This window comes from Achromobacter sp. MFA1 R4 (genome assembly GCF_900156745.1).
In the GTDB taxonomy this organism is placed as follows: domain Bacteria; phylum Pseudomonadota; class Gammaproteobacteria; order Burkholderiales; family Burkholderiaceae_B; genus Achromobacter.
Genome location: NZ_LT707065.1, coordinates 5,621,275 through 5,634,412 on the forward strand (window position 1 = coordinate 5,621,275; position 13,138 = coordinate 5,634,412).

The following is a 13,138-nucleotide window of genomic DNA, read 5'->3' on the forward strand; positions in this document are numbered from 1 at the left end:
GAATGCGGCGGCGTGTCAGTCCGCGTTCGCCGGCGCCCGCGCCTCGGCGCGCTCGCGATGCCAATCCGAATGACGCTGGAACACCTCGGCAAGGTACAGCGCAAGCCGGTCTTCGCCGCCGGGGCAAAGAATCTGCAGGCCGGTGGGCAGGCCGGCGTCGTCGCGGCCGTTGGGTACCGATATCCCGCACATCTGCAGCAGGTTGCCGATGCGGGTGTAATGCACCGGCGCATTGCCATGATCGATCTCGGTAAGCGGCAGCGCGGTGGTGAGCGTGGTGGGCGTGAGCAAACCGGCCACGCCCCGCAGGCGCCCTTGCATCGCCGCCTGCAGCCGATCGCGCTCGCGCAGCGCAGCCAGATATCGCACCGCCGGCACGTCCAGCCCTACCAGCAGGCGGGGGCGCACCGACTCATCCACCGGCAACGAGAAATCGGTCATCTCGCGCTCGAACGAGGCCACCCCCTCCGTCATCATGATGTCCCCGGTCACGGCCTTGAATTCAGCCAGCGTCGCGGGCGGCGTGATCTCCACGATCTGCGCGCCCAGGTTTTGGTACAGCGCGATCGATTCCTCGTAGGCCCGACGCACGGCGGGCGTGACGTCGGCGATGAACGCCTCCGGCAGCCGGCCGAGCGTGGCGCCAGCGATGCCAAAGCGCGACGCGTCGAGCGGCTCGCGCCACTCGCCGGGCGCGGCCGGCGCAAGCGCGTCAAACACCAGGCGCGCGTCCGCGGCGCTGTGGGCGAAGATGCCGACGCTGTCGAGCGTCTGGCTCAGCGTGACCACGCCCTGCGACGAGATGCGGCCCACGGTCGGCTTGAGGCCCGTGATGCCGCAGTAACTGGCCGGCACGCGCACCGAGCCACCGGTGTCGGTGCCGATCGCGGCTGGCGCCAGGCGGCCAGCCACCGCCACCGCCGAGCCGCTGCTCGAACCGCCCGGGATGCGGTGCACAGCGTCGTCCCAGGGATTGCGCGGCGTGCCCATATGCTGATTGGGGCCCCATGCGCCCATGGCGAATTGCACCATGTGCGTCTTGCCCAAAATGATGGCGCCGGCCTGCTGCAGTTGCCTGACCAGCGTCGCGGTGCGCGTGGCGATGGTCTCGGCATGGATCGGCGAGCCGATGGTGGTGGGCCGGCCTGCGATGTCGATCAGGTCTTTCAGTGCGATCGGCACGCCGTGCAGTGGGCCGAGCCAGATGCCCCGATCCATTTGCAGATCGGCGGCGCGCGCCGCGTCCAGCGCCTCGTCGGGATAGACCGCCACGTAGGCGTGCAGCCAGGGGTCGAGCGCGCGGATGCGAGCCAGATAGTCGCCCACCAGCGCTTCGGCGCGCAGTTCGCGGCGGCGCAGCCGCTGAGCGAGTTCGGTGATGTCGAGGTCGATGCTCATCTTCACACTCCTTGGACAGCCGCGATGGCGCGTTCGATCAGCGCGCGCGAGCCCACGATATCGGGAAATTTCTCACCGGCGCGCAAGCGCGCCAGCGTGGTCTGCTCCTGGGCCTGGAAGTCGATCGCGCGCTGGGCTGCGGCGCGCACGGCGCCGCGCTCAAGCACCAGCACGCCGTTTTCGTCAGCCAGCACGGCGGCCCCGGCGCACACCGTGACGCCGCCGCAATGGATCGTGCCGCAGAACTCGCCTTCATGACCGAGCAGCCTGGTGGTGATCACCGACGGTCCCCTGGACCACACCGGCATGCCATGCTGGCGCAACTCGCCCAGGTCGGTGACCACGCCATCCACGATGATGCCCGCCACGCCCGCCTGTTTGGCGGCGTAGGCCATGGCGCCGCCGAAAGCGGCAGTAACAGTCTCACCGCAGCGGTCGATCACCAGCACGTCCCCCGGCCGTACGCATGCCATGGCATGGTGCAGAATGCCGCCATCGCTGCCCGGCATGCGAACGGTCACTGCGGTCCCTGCGATGCGCACGTCACGCTGGTGCGCGCGAATATCGTTGCGCATGAAACCCATGGTCTGGAAATGGCCGATGGTGGCCGGCTCAGCCTTCTGCAGCAGCGCCAGATCATCGCTCGGCAGCGCATCGGGCAAGGAATGAATCAGATACATCGTGTGTCTTCACTACAATGAGATGGGCCGAAACCCGTTGGAAAAAAGGTATCACGCAGGCTTTCCGGCCCAATAATCAAAGTTTCGGCGCAGTTTGAAAAAGACTCCTTATCATGCGGATAACCCTAAGCCAGCTCGAGGCCTTCTACTGGACGGCGAAGCTGGGCAGCATCCACGCGGCCGCGCGCCATTTGCACGTGACGCAGCCCGCCGTATCGGCACGCATCCGCGAACTCGAAGGCGCGCTGGACGTGCAGCTCTTCGACCGCTCGCGCCAGCGCGTGAGCCTCACCGACGTGGGACAGTCGGCGTTGCGCCACGCCGAAAGCGCGCTGCACAGCACACGCCAGCTCGAACACTTCGGCAAAGATCGCAGCCTGGGCGGCAAGCTGCGGCTGGGCGCGGATGAGTGTTCGGCCAACGTCGGGCTGACCGCGGTGATCGCGCAACTCAAGGAGCACTACCCTTCGCTGGCATTGGAGATGACGGTGGACGTGGGCTCGGTGCTCAACAGCAAGCTCAATGCGGGCGAGCTCGACATGGCGCTGCTCACCAACCCGGCCACGGGCGACACCGTCACCGACGTATTTATCGGCTGGATGACGTTTCATTGGGTAGCCTCGCCCACTTTGCACATCACGGCCGATCCATTTCGCGCTGAGCACGCGCGCGGCCATCACATCGCCACGCACTCGCCACCGTCCACCCTCTATACCGTGGTCGAAAACTGGCTGGCCTCAGGCGGCGTCGACATGTCGGGCCCCAGCACCACCAATTCGCTTGCGCTCATCTCGCGCCTGATCGCAGCCGGCCACGCCATCGGCATCCTGCCGGTACCGCTGCTGCAGGACATGCTGAACATGGGGGTGCTGCGCGCCCTGCCCGCCGATCCTCCGATCCCCCCAGCGCGCTTCTATATCTCGTACCTCACGGCTTCGCATGGCGCCCACATCGACTCGATCGTGGACATCACACGTGACACGCTCACGCGCCTGAACTTCCTGGCGCCCATCGAAGCCACGCCTGCGCACGCCGACAAGGCATGACAAAGGGCCGCGTAAGCGGCCCCTGTCCGGCGTCCCGTGATCGCGCCCGGCCCGGCTCGCCCGGCCCGCGCTGCGTCCGCCTCAATCGATACGTGCGCCCGATACCCGCACGACCTCGCCCCACTTGCGCACTTCGGCGTCCACCAACACCGCGAACTGCTTGCGGTCGGTGAGCGGCGGAATCACCAGGCCCACCGCGCCGAGCCTTTCCTGAATGGCGGGCGACTGCATGGCGCTGCGGGTGGCCTCGAACAATTGCTGGAACACCGGCGCCGGCAAGCCGGCCGGTGCGCTCAGGCCGAACCAGTACTCCGACGAGAAGCCCGGATAGCCGCTTTCGGCCACGGTGGGCGTGTCGGGATAGGTGGGATTACGCTGGGCGCTGCCAATGGCGAGCGCGCGCAGCTTGCCGGCGCGCACATGCGGCAGTGCCGTATCCTGGTTCACGAACAGCACGTCGACGCGGCCCGCGAGCACATCATTGATCGCGGCCGATCCGCCGTTATAGGGCACATGCATGATGTCGAGCTTGGCGCGCTGCTTGAGCATTTCCATGCCGAGGTGGCCGGTGGTGCCGTTGCCCGACGAGGCATAGGAATACTTGCCGGGCTGCTGTTGCACCAGCTCGACGAACTGGCCCAGCGTCTTGGCCGGGAAATCGGGCGCGGTCACGAGCACATCGGCGCCGAAGGCCAGGACGGCGATCTGGTCGAGCTGGCCGAGCTTGTAAGGCAGCTTGCTGTAGAGGCCCTGGTTGGTGGCGATCCCCACACCCGACACCAGCAGCGTGTGGCCGTCGGGCCGGGCCTGGGTCACGTAGGCTGTGCCGATATTGCTGTTGGCGCCGCCCTTGTTCTCGACCACGATCGTGGTCTTGAGCGCCTTGCCCAGCTCCGACGCCAACAGGCGGCCGATGAAGTCGGTACCGCCGCCGGCGGGGAACGGCACGACCAGGCTGATCGGCTTGTCGCCCGGAAAATCCGCGGCCCGCGCCGGCGCGGCGGCCGCGCCGAGGACCATGCCAGCGATCAGCGCCGGCGCCATCAACTTCAGAAACGTGCTGCGAACGGACGATGCCATCCCTGCCTTGCGGCATGCTTTACCCACGGCGTGCATGGTGTGATTCCCCTGTGTGTGATGAAGCGATCTTCGAACTGCAGGGAAAAATTAGCATGCGGGTTCGGGCCGCCAGTAATCACAAATGCCCGCTGAATTGAGAGATTTTTCTTATTACGGGTAATCCCGGCGTCGAGGGGTGGAAGGCCGGATGCCGCGCAACGCGGCGCCTAGCGCTCTCGTATCAACGTCGTCGAAAACTCGTAGCGGCCCGCCGGATGGTAGGAGCACGACACTTCGACGATGCTCCCTGCGTGGTCCTTGTAATGCCGCAGGATGAACAGGCCCGGGGACTCCGGCGGCGCTTCCAGTTCCCGGGCGACCGCCGGGGGCAAGGCGCAGGCGGAAATCGTCTGCTCGACCGACGCGATCCGCCGGCCGTAATGTTCTTCGATCAAGTCCGACACCAGGCGGTCGGGATGCTCGCGCGCCAGCTTGCGCACGCCTTTGTAATGGGCATCGACGTACAGCTCGGTCCACACCACCGACGGCTGTCCTTCGGCGCCGCGCGTGGACGAAAACTTCAACCAGCGCGTCCCGGGGCCCACGCCCAGGCGCGCGGCCAGATCCACGTCCACCACCACTTCCTGCACCTGCCGGATGCTGCGCGGCGTGCGGGCGGCAAGCTGCACCAGGTCTTCCAGGGACCGCAGCGACTGGCTGAACCCTGCCTTGGGGCGCGTGGCCATGACGACCGTGCCGCTGCCCCGGCGACGCGCGATCAGGCCCAAGTCCTGCAACTGACGCAAGGCGGCGCGCACGGTGTGACGGCTGGCGTCGAACTCCTCGGCCAGGGCGTTTTCGGCAGGCAGCGCGGCGCCCACGGGATACACCTCGGCGGCGATGCGGCGCGCCAGTTCTTCCGAGATGCGGGTATACAGCGTGATGGACATGGCAGGGTGCGGAATGGCGACTCCCGCATTCTATCTGCTGCCACCCGCCACGCAGCGCCTACGGGTAATCCCCGGCGTTGACGTCCCGGTTTGCCCCTGCTTAAATGTACGTACAACTTCTTAAGAGCGTACATTTATGCCAGTCTCCGTCCTCGAATCCGCCCTGTTCAAAGACATGTTCGGCACCGCCGCGATGCGCGCCGTCTTCGACGACGCCGCCACCGTGCGGCGCTATGTCGACACCGAAGTGGCGCTCGCCCGCGTGCAGGGCCGGCTGGGCATCATTCCGCCCGAGGCCGCCCGCGCCATCGAGGCGCGCGCCGACGCCGCCGCCATCGACATGGACGAGCTGCGCGTCGAAACCGAGATCGTCGGCTACCCCATCCTGCCGCTCGTCCACCAGTTGTCCCGGATGTGCGGCCCCGAAGGCGAGTACCTGCACTGGGGCGCCACCACGCAGGACATCATGGACACCGCCACGGTGCTGCAGGTGCGCGATGCGCTGGCGATCATCGACGAGGACCTCGCCGCGCTGGATGGCATCCTGGACGCCCTGGCCCTGCGCTATCGCGATGCGCCCATGGCCGGGCGCACCCATTTGCAGCATGCGCTGCCGATCACCTTCGGCTACAAGGCCGCCGTGTGGCTGCTGATGGTCCGCCGCCATCGCGAACGGCTGGCCCAACTGCGCCCGCGCGTGCTGATCGGGCAGTTCGGCGGCGCCGCCGGCACGCTGGCGTCCCTGGGAGACGAGGGGCTGGCCGTGCACGCCGCGCTGATGCAGGAGCTGGATCTGGGCGCCACCCCCATCACCTGGCACGTCGCCCGCGACGGCCTGGCCGAGACCGTGCAGTTCCTGGCGCTGGTGGCCGGCTCGCTGGGCAAGATCGCCGTGGACATCATGCTGATGATGACCAATGAACTGGGCGAAGCCTTCGAGCCCTTCGTGAAGGGCCGCGGCGCCTCCAGCACCATGCCGCAAAAGCGCAATCCGATTTCCTGCGAATTGATGTGGAGCGCGTCCAAGACCGTGCGCCAGCACGCCGGCCTCGCGCTGGACGCCATGCTGCAGGACTTCGAGCGCGCCACGGGGCCCTGGCACATCGAATGGTCGGCCGTGCCCGAAGCCTTCGTGCTGACGGCGGGCGCGCTGCACCAGGCCCGGTTCATGCTGGGCGGGCTGGAAGTGGACACGGCGCGCATGGCGCGCAACCTGGACCTGTCGGGCGGACTGATCGTGGCCGAAGCCGTGATGATGGGGCTGGCCCCGCACATCGGCCGCCAGACCGCGCACGACGTCGTGTACGACGCGTGCCGCAATGCGGCCACGTCGCGCCGCCGCCTGGCCGACGTGCTGCAAGAGGACGCGCGGGTGACGCAGCGCCTGGATGGCGCCGCCATCGAGCGCCTGTGCGATCCCGCCAATTACCTGGGGGCTGCCCCCGCCATGGTGGACCGCGTGCGGGCCCGCCCCTATCCCGGGCAAGCCTGACCGGCCGCCCATCCCTTACCAGAAGACACCACAACAGGACGGAGACAACTCATGAAGAACTGGATGGCGGCACTGACCGTCGCGGGCGCGTTCGCCCTGCCGATGGGCGCGCAAGCACAAGACAACTACCCTGCGCGGGCGATCACCTGGATCGTCCCGTTCGCGGCCGGCGGCCCGACCGACGCCATGGCGCGCAACGTCGCAAACCGTGTCTCGCAGGAGCTGAAGCAGACGATCCTGATCGAGAACGTGGGCGGCGCGGGCGGCACCATCGGCTCGGCCAAGGCGGCCAAGTCCCCGCCCGACGGGTACACGTTCCTGGTGGGCCACATCGGGTACATGGCGGCGGCGCCGTCCCTCTATGCCCGCCTGCCCTATGACCCGACCCGCGACTTCCAGGCCGTGTTCCGCTTTCCCGATACCCCGCTGGTGCTGCTGGTGGGAGAATCGTCGCCCTACAAGACGGTCCCCGATCTCATCGCTTACGGCAAGCAGCACCCGGGCAAGCTGAACTTCAGCAACGCCGGCGTCGGGTCCACGTCGCATCTGGTCGCTGCCATGTTCGCCAGCCAGGCGGGCATCGACATCACGCCTGTCGCCTACAAGGGCGCCGGGCCGGCGCTGAACGACCTGATGGGCAATCAGGTGGACGCCATGTTCGACCAGACCAACACGGCGCTGCCGCAGACCAAGGGCGGCAAGGTCCGCGCGCTGGGGCTGACCTCCTCCGAGCGCATGGCGCAATTTCCCGACGTGCCGACGATGGCGGAAAAGGCGATCCCGAACTTCCAGGTGTCCACCTGGTATGGCCTCTACGCCCCCAAGGGCACGCCGGACAACGTGGTGCAAACGCTCTACCAGGCCTGGCAGAAGGCGCTGGCGGACGACGCCTTCACCGGCAAGATGGTCGAACAAGGCATCCAGCTTCTGCCGCCTGACCAGTACGCCCCGGCCGCTTTCCAGCAGTTCACCGCGGACGAAGGCCAGCGCTGGGCCAAGGTCATCAAGCAAGCCGGCATCACCCTGCAATAGGAAGCGTCCGCCATGCGCGCCGTCTTTGCCGACCACATCGAAACCAGCATCGCGGATGCGCTGCAGGCCATCAGCCACACGCATCCCGCCGATTTCGTGCAGGCGCTGAAAGCGGCCCATGCGGCCGAAACGCATGCGCCCGCCCGGCAGGCCCTGCTGCAACTGCTGATCAACAGCAAGCTCAGCGCGCAGGCCCGGCGGCCCGTCTGCCAGGACACCGGCGTCGTGCACGTGTATGTGCGCATGGGCATGGACGTGCGCGTCCGGCACGACGGCGCCGGGCCCACGCCCAGCCTGCAAACCCTGGCGAACCGCGCGGTCGCGCGCGCCTACGGCTTTCCATCCAATCCGTTGCGCGCCTCGATGGTGCGGGACCCTCTGGGTTCCCGCGGCAATACGCGCGACAACACGCCTGCCATCGTGCAGGTGGAGCTGGTGGAGGGCGACGGCCTGGACCTGACCGTCGTCGCCAAGGGCGGCGGCGGCGACGTCAAAGCGCGCTACGCGATGTTGAACCCCAGCGACTCCGTCGCCGACTGGGTCGTGTCGCAGTTGCCCGGCATGGGCGCGGGCTGGTGCCCGCCGGGCGTGCTGGGACTGGGCGTGGGCGGCACGCCCGAACAGGCCATGGCCTTGGCCAAGCGCGCCCTGTTCACCCCCATCGACATGCCTGCCCTGCTGCAACGCGGCGCGGATACGCCCGAGGAACGCTTGCGCACAGACGTCTACCAGCGCGTCAATGCGCTAGGCATCGGCGCGCAAGGACTGGGCGGCGATACGACCGTGCTGGACGTGAAGGTGGCCACGGCGCCCTCGCATGCGGCGCTTCTGCCGGTGGCGCTCGTGCCCAACTGCGCCGCCACACGGTTCGTCTCGTTCAGCATGCCGGCGGACGGCCCTGCGCATTTTCCGCCTGCCGATCCCGGCCTCTGGGACGGCATTCCCGACACCCTGCCCGCGCAAGCCGGCCGGCACGTCGACCTGGATACGCTGACGTCCGCGGAAGTCGCCACCTGGACGGCCGGCGACACCTTGCTGCTCTCGGGCAAGCTCCTGACCGGCCGCGATGCGGCGCACAAACGCATGGCGGACCTGCTGGATGGCGGCCAGCCCCTGCCGGTGCCGCTGCGCGGCCGGACGCTGTACTACGTGGGACCCGTCGATCCCGTGGCGGGCGAGGCCGTCGGTCCGGCCGGCCCCACCACCGCGACCCGCATGGACAAATTCCTGCCGCAATTGCTGGCGCAGACCGGCCTGCTGGTCACCATCGGCAAGGCCGAACGCGGCAAGCTCGCCATGGAGGCCATCAAACGGCACGGCGCGGCCTACTTGACCGCCGTGGGCGGCGCCGCCTATCTGGTGTCGCGCACGATCCAATCGTCGCGCGTCGTGGCATTTGCCGACCTGGGCATGGAAGCCATCTACGAATTCGAGGTGCGCGACATGCCGGTCACGGTAGCGGTGGATGCGGCGGGCCGGACGACCCATGCGTTTTTCAGGATCAAGGCGGCGTAGTCGACGGGTTCAGCCTGCCACGTTTGCACCCACGGCATCAAAGAAAGAAAAGCATCGCCGCCGCAATGGCCGTGGGCCCCAACGCAGCCATCAGCAACCCCAGCATACTCACCCCCCCATTGGCGAACCCTCCTCGAAGCAACGCCACGCCCGCGGGGTTGGGCGCATTGGCGATGACGGTCAGCCCCCCGCCGGCGACCGCGCCGGCCACCAGCATGTACTGCGCCTGGCTGGAGATCCCGTCGATGAGCGAGCCCAGGTAGGTCAGCGCGGCGTTGTCGGTGATCGCCGTCAGCGCCAGGGCGCCGATGAACAGCACGTCGGGCTCGAGTCCGCTGACGATGGGTTGCAGCCACCACTGCTGCATGCCGCCCAGCACCACCAGGCCAGCCAGGAAAAAGCCCACCAGCAACGCTTCTTTGATGATGAGCGGGCTCTGGTGCGCCTTATAGGCCTGGGTATAGCCGATGAAAAACAGGAAAAGACCCAGGAAGATGATCGGATGATGCGCGCTGAGTACGACCGCGGCCAGGAAAAACAGGTGGACGGCGATGACGACCGGCGACATGGGCGGGGCGGATGCCTTCAGCGAGAGCACATCGCCCGAACGCAGGTACGGACGCAACACCAGGGTCACGAGCGTGGCATTGATCAGAACGGCCAGCGCCGCCTTCCAGCCAAAATGGCTGAACATGAAGGCGCTGTCCCATCCCCAGGTCGAAGCCACCATCAAGACGGGCGGCGCCGCGTACGACGTCAGCGTTCCGCCGACCGAGATATTGACGAACAGGACACCCAGCGCCAGGTACTTCAGCCGTTCCGGCATCTCGCGGTGAAACACCTGCGGGGCCAGCATCATCGCGGCAATCGTCATCGCGGCCGGCTCGGTGACCAGCGATCCGGCCAGGGGCACCAGGGCCAGGCACAGCCAGGCCTTGGCCGTCTGGTCGCGTACCGGAAGCAGGCGCGCCAGGCGCTCGACAAGGCGCATCACGACCGTCAGCACGGGCAGCGACGCCGCGATGACCATCACCACGAACACGAAGGCAGGCTCGGTGTAATTGCGCGACTCGGCGTAGGCCATGGCCGTCTCGCCGGACGCCGCCAACGCCATCAGGATCAGCAGTATGGCCGCCCAGAAGCCGAACACGACTTCGACTTCGCCCAACAGGTGCAGCAGTCCGCCATGGCGCTTGCTACGGTGCGCCAGGCGCAGAAACACCGGCGCCGAAAAGGTGTGCAGCAAGGCAATGGCAAAAACAATGGCGGCGATGATTTCGAGGCCGGACTCTGTCACGTGTCTATTCCTGCTTCAGTTTCTGATGAGAGGGAAGGATCCGCGCAAGTCAGATCCGAGAGGACGATACCCGCGCGACGTCGACCCACAGGCGCGTCATGACGACCCGCCGGACCAGGTCGAAGAGATGCGCGGGAGCGCTGGCGGGCACCAGGACGCGCCGAATGAGTGTCTGCAAGTCTACCCGCACGCAAGGTTCCGGCGCCGCGCGCCCGCGTTGCCGCGATAGCGCGCGCAGACGCACCCGGCTGTCGGACGGCATGTCGATGCTGAGTTCGGCGTTGTCGGGGGCCAATACGGCCTGATGCAGGGCATCGAGCGTGGTGCAGACATAGACGGAGCCGGGTTGCGCCGATTCCTCCCGGATGTCACGCAGCCATTCCTGAGAACCGACCAGCGTCGTCGAGCCGTGTTCGGGCAGGTCGAAACGCAGGTGGCTGAATTCAAGCAGCTCGATGAATTCCACAAAAGGCAGCGCGCGAACGACGGTCTGCGCGCCGTACGGCCCATCGCCCTCTCGATGCCGCGTCAATGATTCCATGAGGCCCTCCCGTCAATGAGAAAAGGGGGAACCAGACTGCGGTCCCCCCGTTCAATACCGGACCCGAGTGCGATCAGGCCCCGGCCTGCGCCTGGGTCCGCTCAAGTTCGCGAACCCGTTTGCGGTTGCGCACGGTCGAGAACACCAGCCAGACGGCAAGCGCGAGGATGGCATAGACGAATCCGGCGCTGATCGGACGATCGATGAACACGCTCATGCTGCCGCGCGACAACAGGAGCGCACGGCGGAAGTTCTCTTCGACCATCGGCCCCAGCACGAACCCCAGCAGCAGGGGCGCGGGCGAAAACCGCAGCTTCAGGAACAGATACCCCACCAGGCCCAGCACCAGCACCATGCCCACGTCGAACAGGTTGTTGTTCGTGCTGTAGACGCCCACGCACACGAAGAACAGCGCGGACGGGAACAGATACTTGTAGGGCACCTTCAGCAATCTTGCCCACATCCCGATCAGCGGCAGGTTCATGACGACCAGCATGATGTTGCCGATCCAGAAGCTGGCGATCAGCCCCCAGAACAGATCCGCGTGTTCGGTCACCATCTGCGGACCCGGCTGAATGCCGTGGATGATCAGCGCGCCCAGCATCAAGGCCATCACCGAGTCGCCGGGGATGCCCAGACTCATCGTGGGGATGAAGCTGGTCTGCGCCGCCGAGTTGTTGGCTGCTTCGGGACCTGCCACGCCTTCGATGGCGCCGTTGCCAAAGCGCTTGGGCGTTTTTGAGACGCGCTTTTCGACCGCGTAGGACATGAACGACGCAATGGTCGCGCCCGTTCCGGGCAGGATGCCCAGGACCGCGCCGATGGCGCTGCCGCGCGCGACCGGCATGGCCGACTTCCTGATGTCGCCCGGTTCCGGCCGCACCGACATCTTGGGACCGGCGCCCACGGTCGTGGCCTTGCCGATGCGATTGACGTTGGCAAAGAAGTCCGCCAGGCCGAACAGGCCCATGGCCAGCGCCACCAGCGGTATGCCATCGCTCAGTTCGATGATGCCGAAGCCGTAGCGGATGGTGCCCGTGTTGACATCCGTGCCCACCACGCCCAGCAGCAGGCCAAGAAAGACCATGGCGATGCCCTTGATGGCGGAGCCCTTGGCAAGCGTGGCGCCGGCGAACAGGCCCAGCATCATCATCGAGAAATACTCGGCCGGCCCGAACTGAAACGCCACTTCAACCAGCAAGGGCGAAAACAGGATCATGATGACGATGCCCACGCTGGCGCCGACGAACGAGGCCATGACCAGCATGAACAGCGCGGATCCGGACTTGCCTTGCCGGGCCAGCGGATTGCCGTCCAGGCACGTCACCGCATGCGACGGCGTGCCCGGCAGGTTGAGCAGGATGCAGGTGATGCCGCCGCCGTATTGCGCGCCGTAGTAAATGCCGGCCAGCATCATCAGCGCGGCCACCGGCGTCATCGCGTAGGTCAGCGGCAGCAGGATCGAAATGGCCGCCAGCACACCCATGCCCGGCAGCACGCCGATCATGTTGCCCATGAAGACGCCGAACAGCGACCACAGCAGGTTTTCCCACTGCAACGCCACGGAAAAGCCGTGCAGTACGTTGTCGAACAAATCCATTTTCTACCCCCAGCGCAGCATCGGAAACTGCAATTGCAGCGCCCAGGAAAACACCACCGCGCCGAACACGGTCATCGCAATCGCGAGGATGGCGGCGGACTTGACGGAGTTGGACGTGTCGCCCAGCGCCGAAACAAACACCAGCGCGAACGTGGCGGGCAGAAATCCCAGATAGCTTCCCAGGACGATGAAGAGCGCGATGCCGGCCGCGATGCAGGCCATGCCGCGCACGCGCTCGTGGCGCGTGGGCTGAGGCATGTGCTCTTCGATCAGTTCTTCCTGCACTTCATCCGGATCCGGGCTGAGCGGAATCAGGATGCCCAGCGCGACGAGAAAGCAGCCGACCATCAGCGGAAAGTAGCCCGGGCCCATCCGGGCGAGCTCTCCGATGTTGTAAGACGTTGCTTGAAGAATGGTGAGCGCGCCGCATAGGGCGACGAATGCACCGCCCCACAGATCACGCTTCCTGGAAAATATGGTGCTGCCCACGGCCTGCCCCCCTGTTCGTTATCGACATGCTCCGGCCGC

The 13,138-nt window shown here is 66.7% G+C and carries 12 protein-coding genes; 4 read left to right on the plus strand and 8 right to left on the minus strand.

Annotated features, from left to right (window positions below):
• Positions 1-15: 15 nt before the first annotated feature.
• Together BXA00_RS25735 and BXA00_RS25740 are read right to left on the minus strand one after the other, a co-directional pair.
• Positions 16-1,398, minus strand: coding sequence for an amidase (locus tag BXA00_RS25735; RefSeq protein WP_076521204.1), 1,383 nt, complete (start codon positions 1,396-1,398; stop codon positions 16-18).
• A 2-nt stretch (positions 1,399-1,400) separates the two neighbouring features.
• Positions 1,401-2,078: an RraA family protein gene (locus BXA00_RS25740; protein WP_076521205.1), complete on the minus strand. Its 678-nt coding sequence runs from the start codon at positions 2,076-2,078 to the stop codon at positions 1,401-1,403.
• Between the two features lie 113 nt (positions 2,079-2,191).
• On the opposite strand from BXA00_RS25740, the gene BXA00_RS25745 reads away from it, so the two are divergent.
• A complete protein-coding gene (locus BXA00_RS25745; RefSeq protein WP_076521206.1) occupies positions 2,192-3,124 on the plus strand; it encodes a LysR family transcriptional regulator in 933 nt (310 codons plus the stop codon).
• An 81-nt stretch (positions 3,125-3,205) separates the two neighbouring features.
• Here the strand turns inward: BXA00_RS25745 and BXA00_RS25750 are convergent, their stop codons facing one another.
• Together BXA00_RS25750 and BXA00_RS25755 are read right to left on the minus strand one after the other, a co-directional pair.
• Entirely contained in the window at positions 3,206-4,204 is a 999-nt protein-coding gene (locus BXA00_RS25750; RefSeq protein ID WP_076521207.1) for a tripartite tricarboxylate transporter substrate binding protein, read from the minus strand.
• A gap of 206 nt (positions 4,205-4,410) precedes the next feature.
• Positions 4,411-5,133, minus strand: coding sequence for a GntR family transcriptional regulator (locus BXA00_RS25755; RefSeq protein WP_076521208.1), 723 nt, complete (start codon positions 5,131-5,133; stop codon positions 4,411-4,413).
• Positions 5,134-5,269: 136 nt separating this feature from the next.
• Between BXA00_RS25755 and BXA00_RS25760 the strand changes: the two genes are divergently transcribed.
• The 3 genes from BXA00_RS25760 to BXA00_RS25770 are packed head-to-tail and all read left to right on the plus strand — an operon-like array spanning position 5,270 to position 9,172.
• Positions 5,270-6,625 carry an adenylosuccinate lyase family protein gene (locus BXA00_RS25760; RefSeq protein WP_076521209.1) on the plus strand — a complete coding sequence of 452 codons (1,356 nt, stop codon included), beginning with the start codon at positions 5,270-5,272 and terminating at the stop codon, positions 6,623-6,625.
• A gap of 51 nt (positions 6,626-6,676) precedes the next feature.
• Entirely contained in the window at positions 6,677-7,657 is a 981-nt protein-coding gene (locus BXA00_RS25765) for a tripartite tricarboxylate transporter substrate binding protein (RefSeq protein ID WP_076521210.1), read from the plus strand.
• A gap of 12 nt (positions 7,658-7,669) precedes the next feature.
• Positions 7,670-9,172 (plus strand): fumarate hydratase, encoded by a 1,503-nt coding sequence (locus BXA00_RS25770; RefSeq protein ID WP_076521211.1) that lies wholly within the window; start codon positions 7,670-7,672, stop codon positions 9,170-9,172.
• Between the two features lie 37 nt (positions 9,173-9,209).
• Here the strand turns inward: BXA00_RS25770 and BXA00_RS25775 are convergent, their stop codons facing one another.
• From BXA00_RS25775 to BXA00_RS25790, 4 genes are all read right to left on the minus strand, one after another.
• Positions 9,210-10,469, minus strand: a complete 1,260-nt coding sequence (locus BXA00_RS25775; protein ID WP_076521212.1) for a putative Na+/H+ antiporter — start codon at positions 10,467-10,469, stop codon at positions 9,210-9,212.
• A 49-nt stretch (positions 10,470-10,518) separates the two neighbouring features.
• Complete coding sequence (locus BXA00_RS25780; protein ID WP_076521213.1) at positions 10,519-11,010, minus strand: hypothetical protein; 492 nt, start codon at positions 11,008-11,010, stop codon at positions 10,519-10,521.
• A gap of 73 nt (positions 11,011-11,083) precedes the next feature.
• Positions 11,084-12,610, minus strand: coding sequence for a tripartite tricarboxylate transporter permease (locus tag BXA00_RS25785; protein WP_076521214.1), 1,527 nt, complete (start codon positions 12,608-12,610; stop codon positions 11,084-11,086).
• Between the two features lie 3 nt (positions 12,611-12,613).
• On the minus strand, positions 12,614-13,099 hold the full coding sequence (locus BXA00_RS25790) for a tripartite tricarboxylate transporter TctB family protein (RefSeq protein WP_076521215.1): 486 nt from the start codon (positions 13,097-13,099) through the stop codon (positions 12,614-12,616).
• Positions 13,100-13,138: the final 39 nt, after the last annotated feature.

Excerpts from the sequence above, each read along its gene's own strand:
- BXA00_RS25780 (WP_076521213.1), bottom strand. The coding sequence starts at position 11,010 with ATGGAATCATTGACGCGGCATCGAGAGGGCGATGGGCCGTACGGCGCG.
- BXA00_RS25735 (WP_076521204.1), bottom strand. The coding sequence starts at position 1,398 with ATGAGCATCGACCTCGACATCACCGAACTCGCTCAGCGGCTGCGCCGC.
- BXA00_RS25755 (WP_076521208.1), bottom strand. The coding sequence starts at position 5,133 with ATGTCCATCACGCTGTATACCCGCATCTCGGAAGAACTGGCGCGCCGC.
- BXA00_RS25760 (WP_076521209.1), top strand. The coding sequence starts at position 5,270 with ATGCCAGTCTCCGTCCTCGAATCCGCCCTGTTCAAAGACATGTTCGGC.
- BXA00_RS25785 (WP_076521214.1), bottom strand. The coding sequence starts at position 12,610 with ATGGATTTGTTCGACAACGTACTGCACGGCTTTTCCGTGGCGTTGCAG.
- BXA00_RS25750 (WP_076521207.1), bottom strand. The coding sequence starts at position 4,204 with ATGGCATCGTCCGTTCGCAGCACGTTTCTGAAGTTGATGGCGCCGGCG.
- BXA00_RS25740 (WP_076521205.1), bottom strand. The coding sequence starts at position 2,078 with ATGTATCTGATTCATTCCTTGCCCGATGCGCTGCCGAGCGATGATCTG.
- BXA00_RS25770 (WP_076521211.1), top strand. The coding sequence starts at position 7,670 with ATGCGCGCCGTCTTTGCCGACCACATCGAAACCAGCATCGCGGATGCG.
- BXA00_RS25745 (WP_076521206.1), top strand. The coding sequence starts at position 2,192 with ATGCGGATAACCCTAAGCCAGCTCGAGGCCTTCTACTGGACGGCGAAG.
- BXA00_RS25765 (WP_076521210.1), top strand. The coding sequence starts at position 6,677 with ATGAAGAACTGGATGGCGGCACTGACCGTCGCGGGCGCGTTCGCCCTG.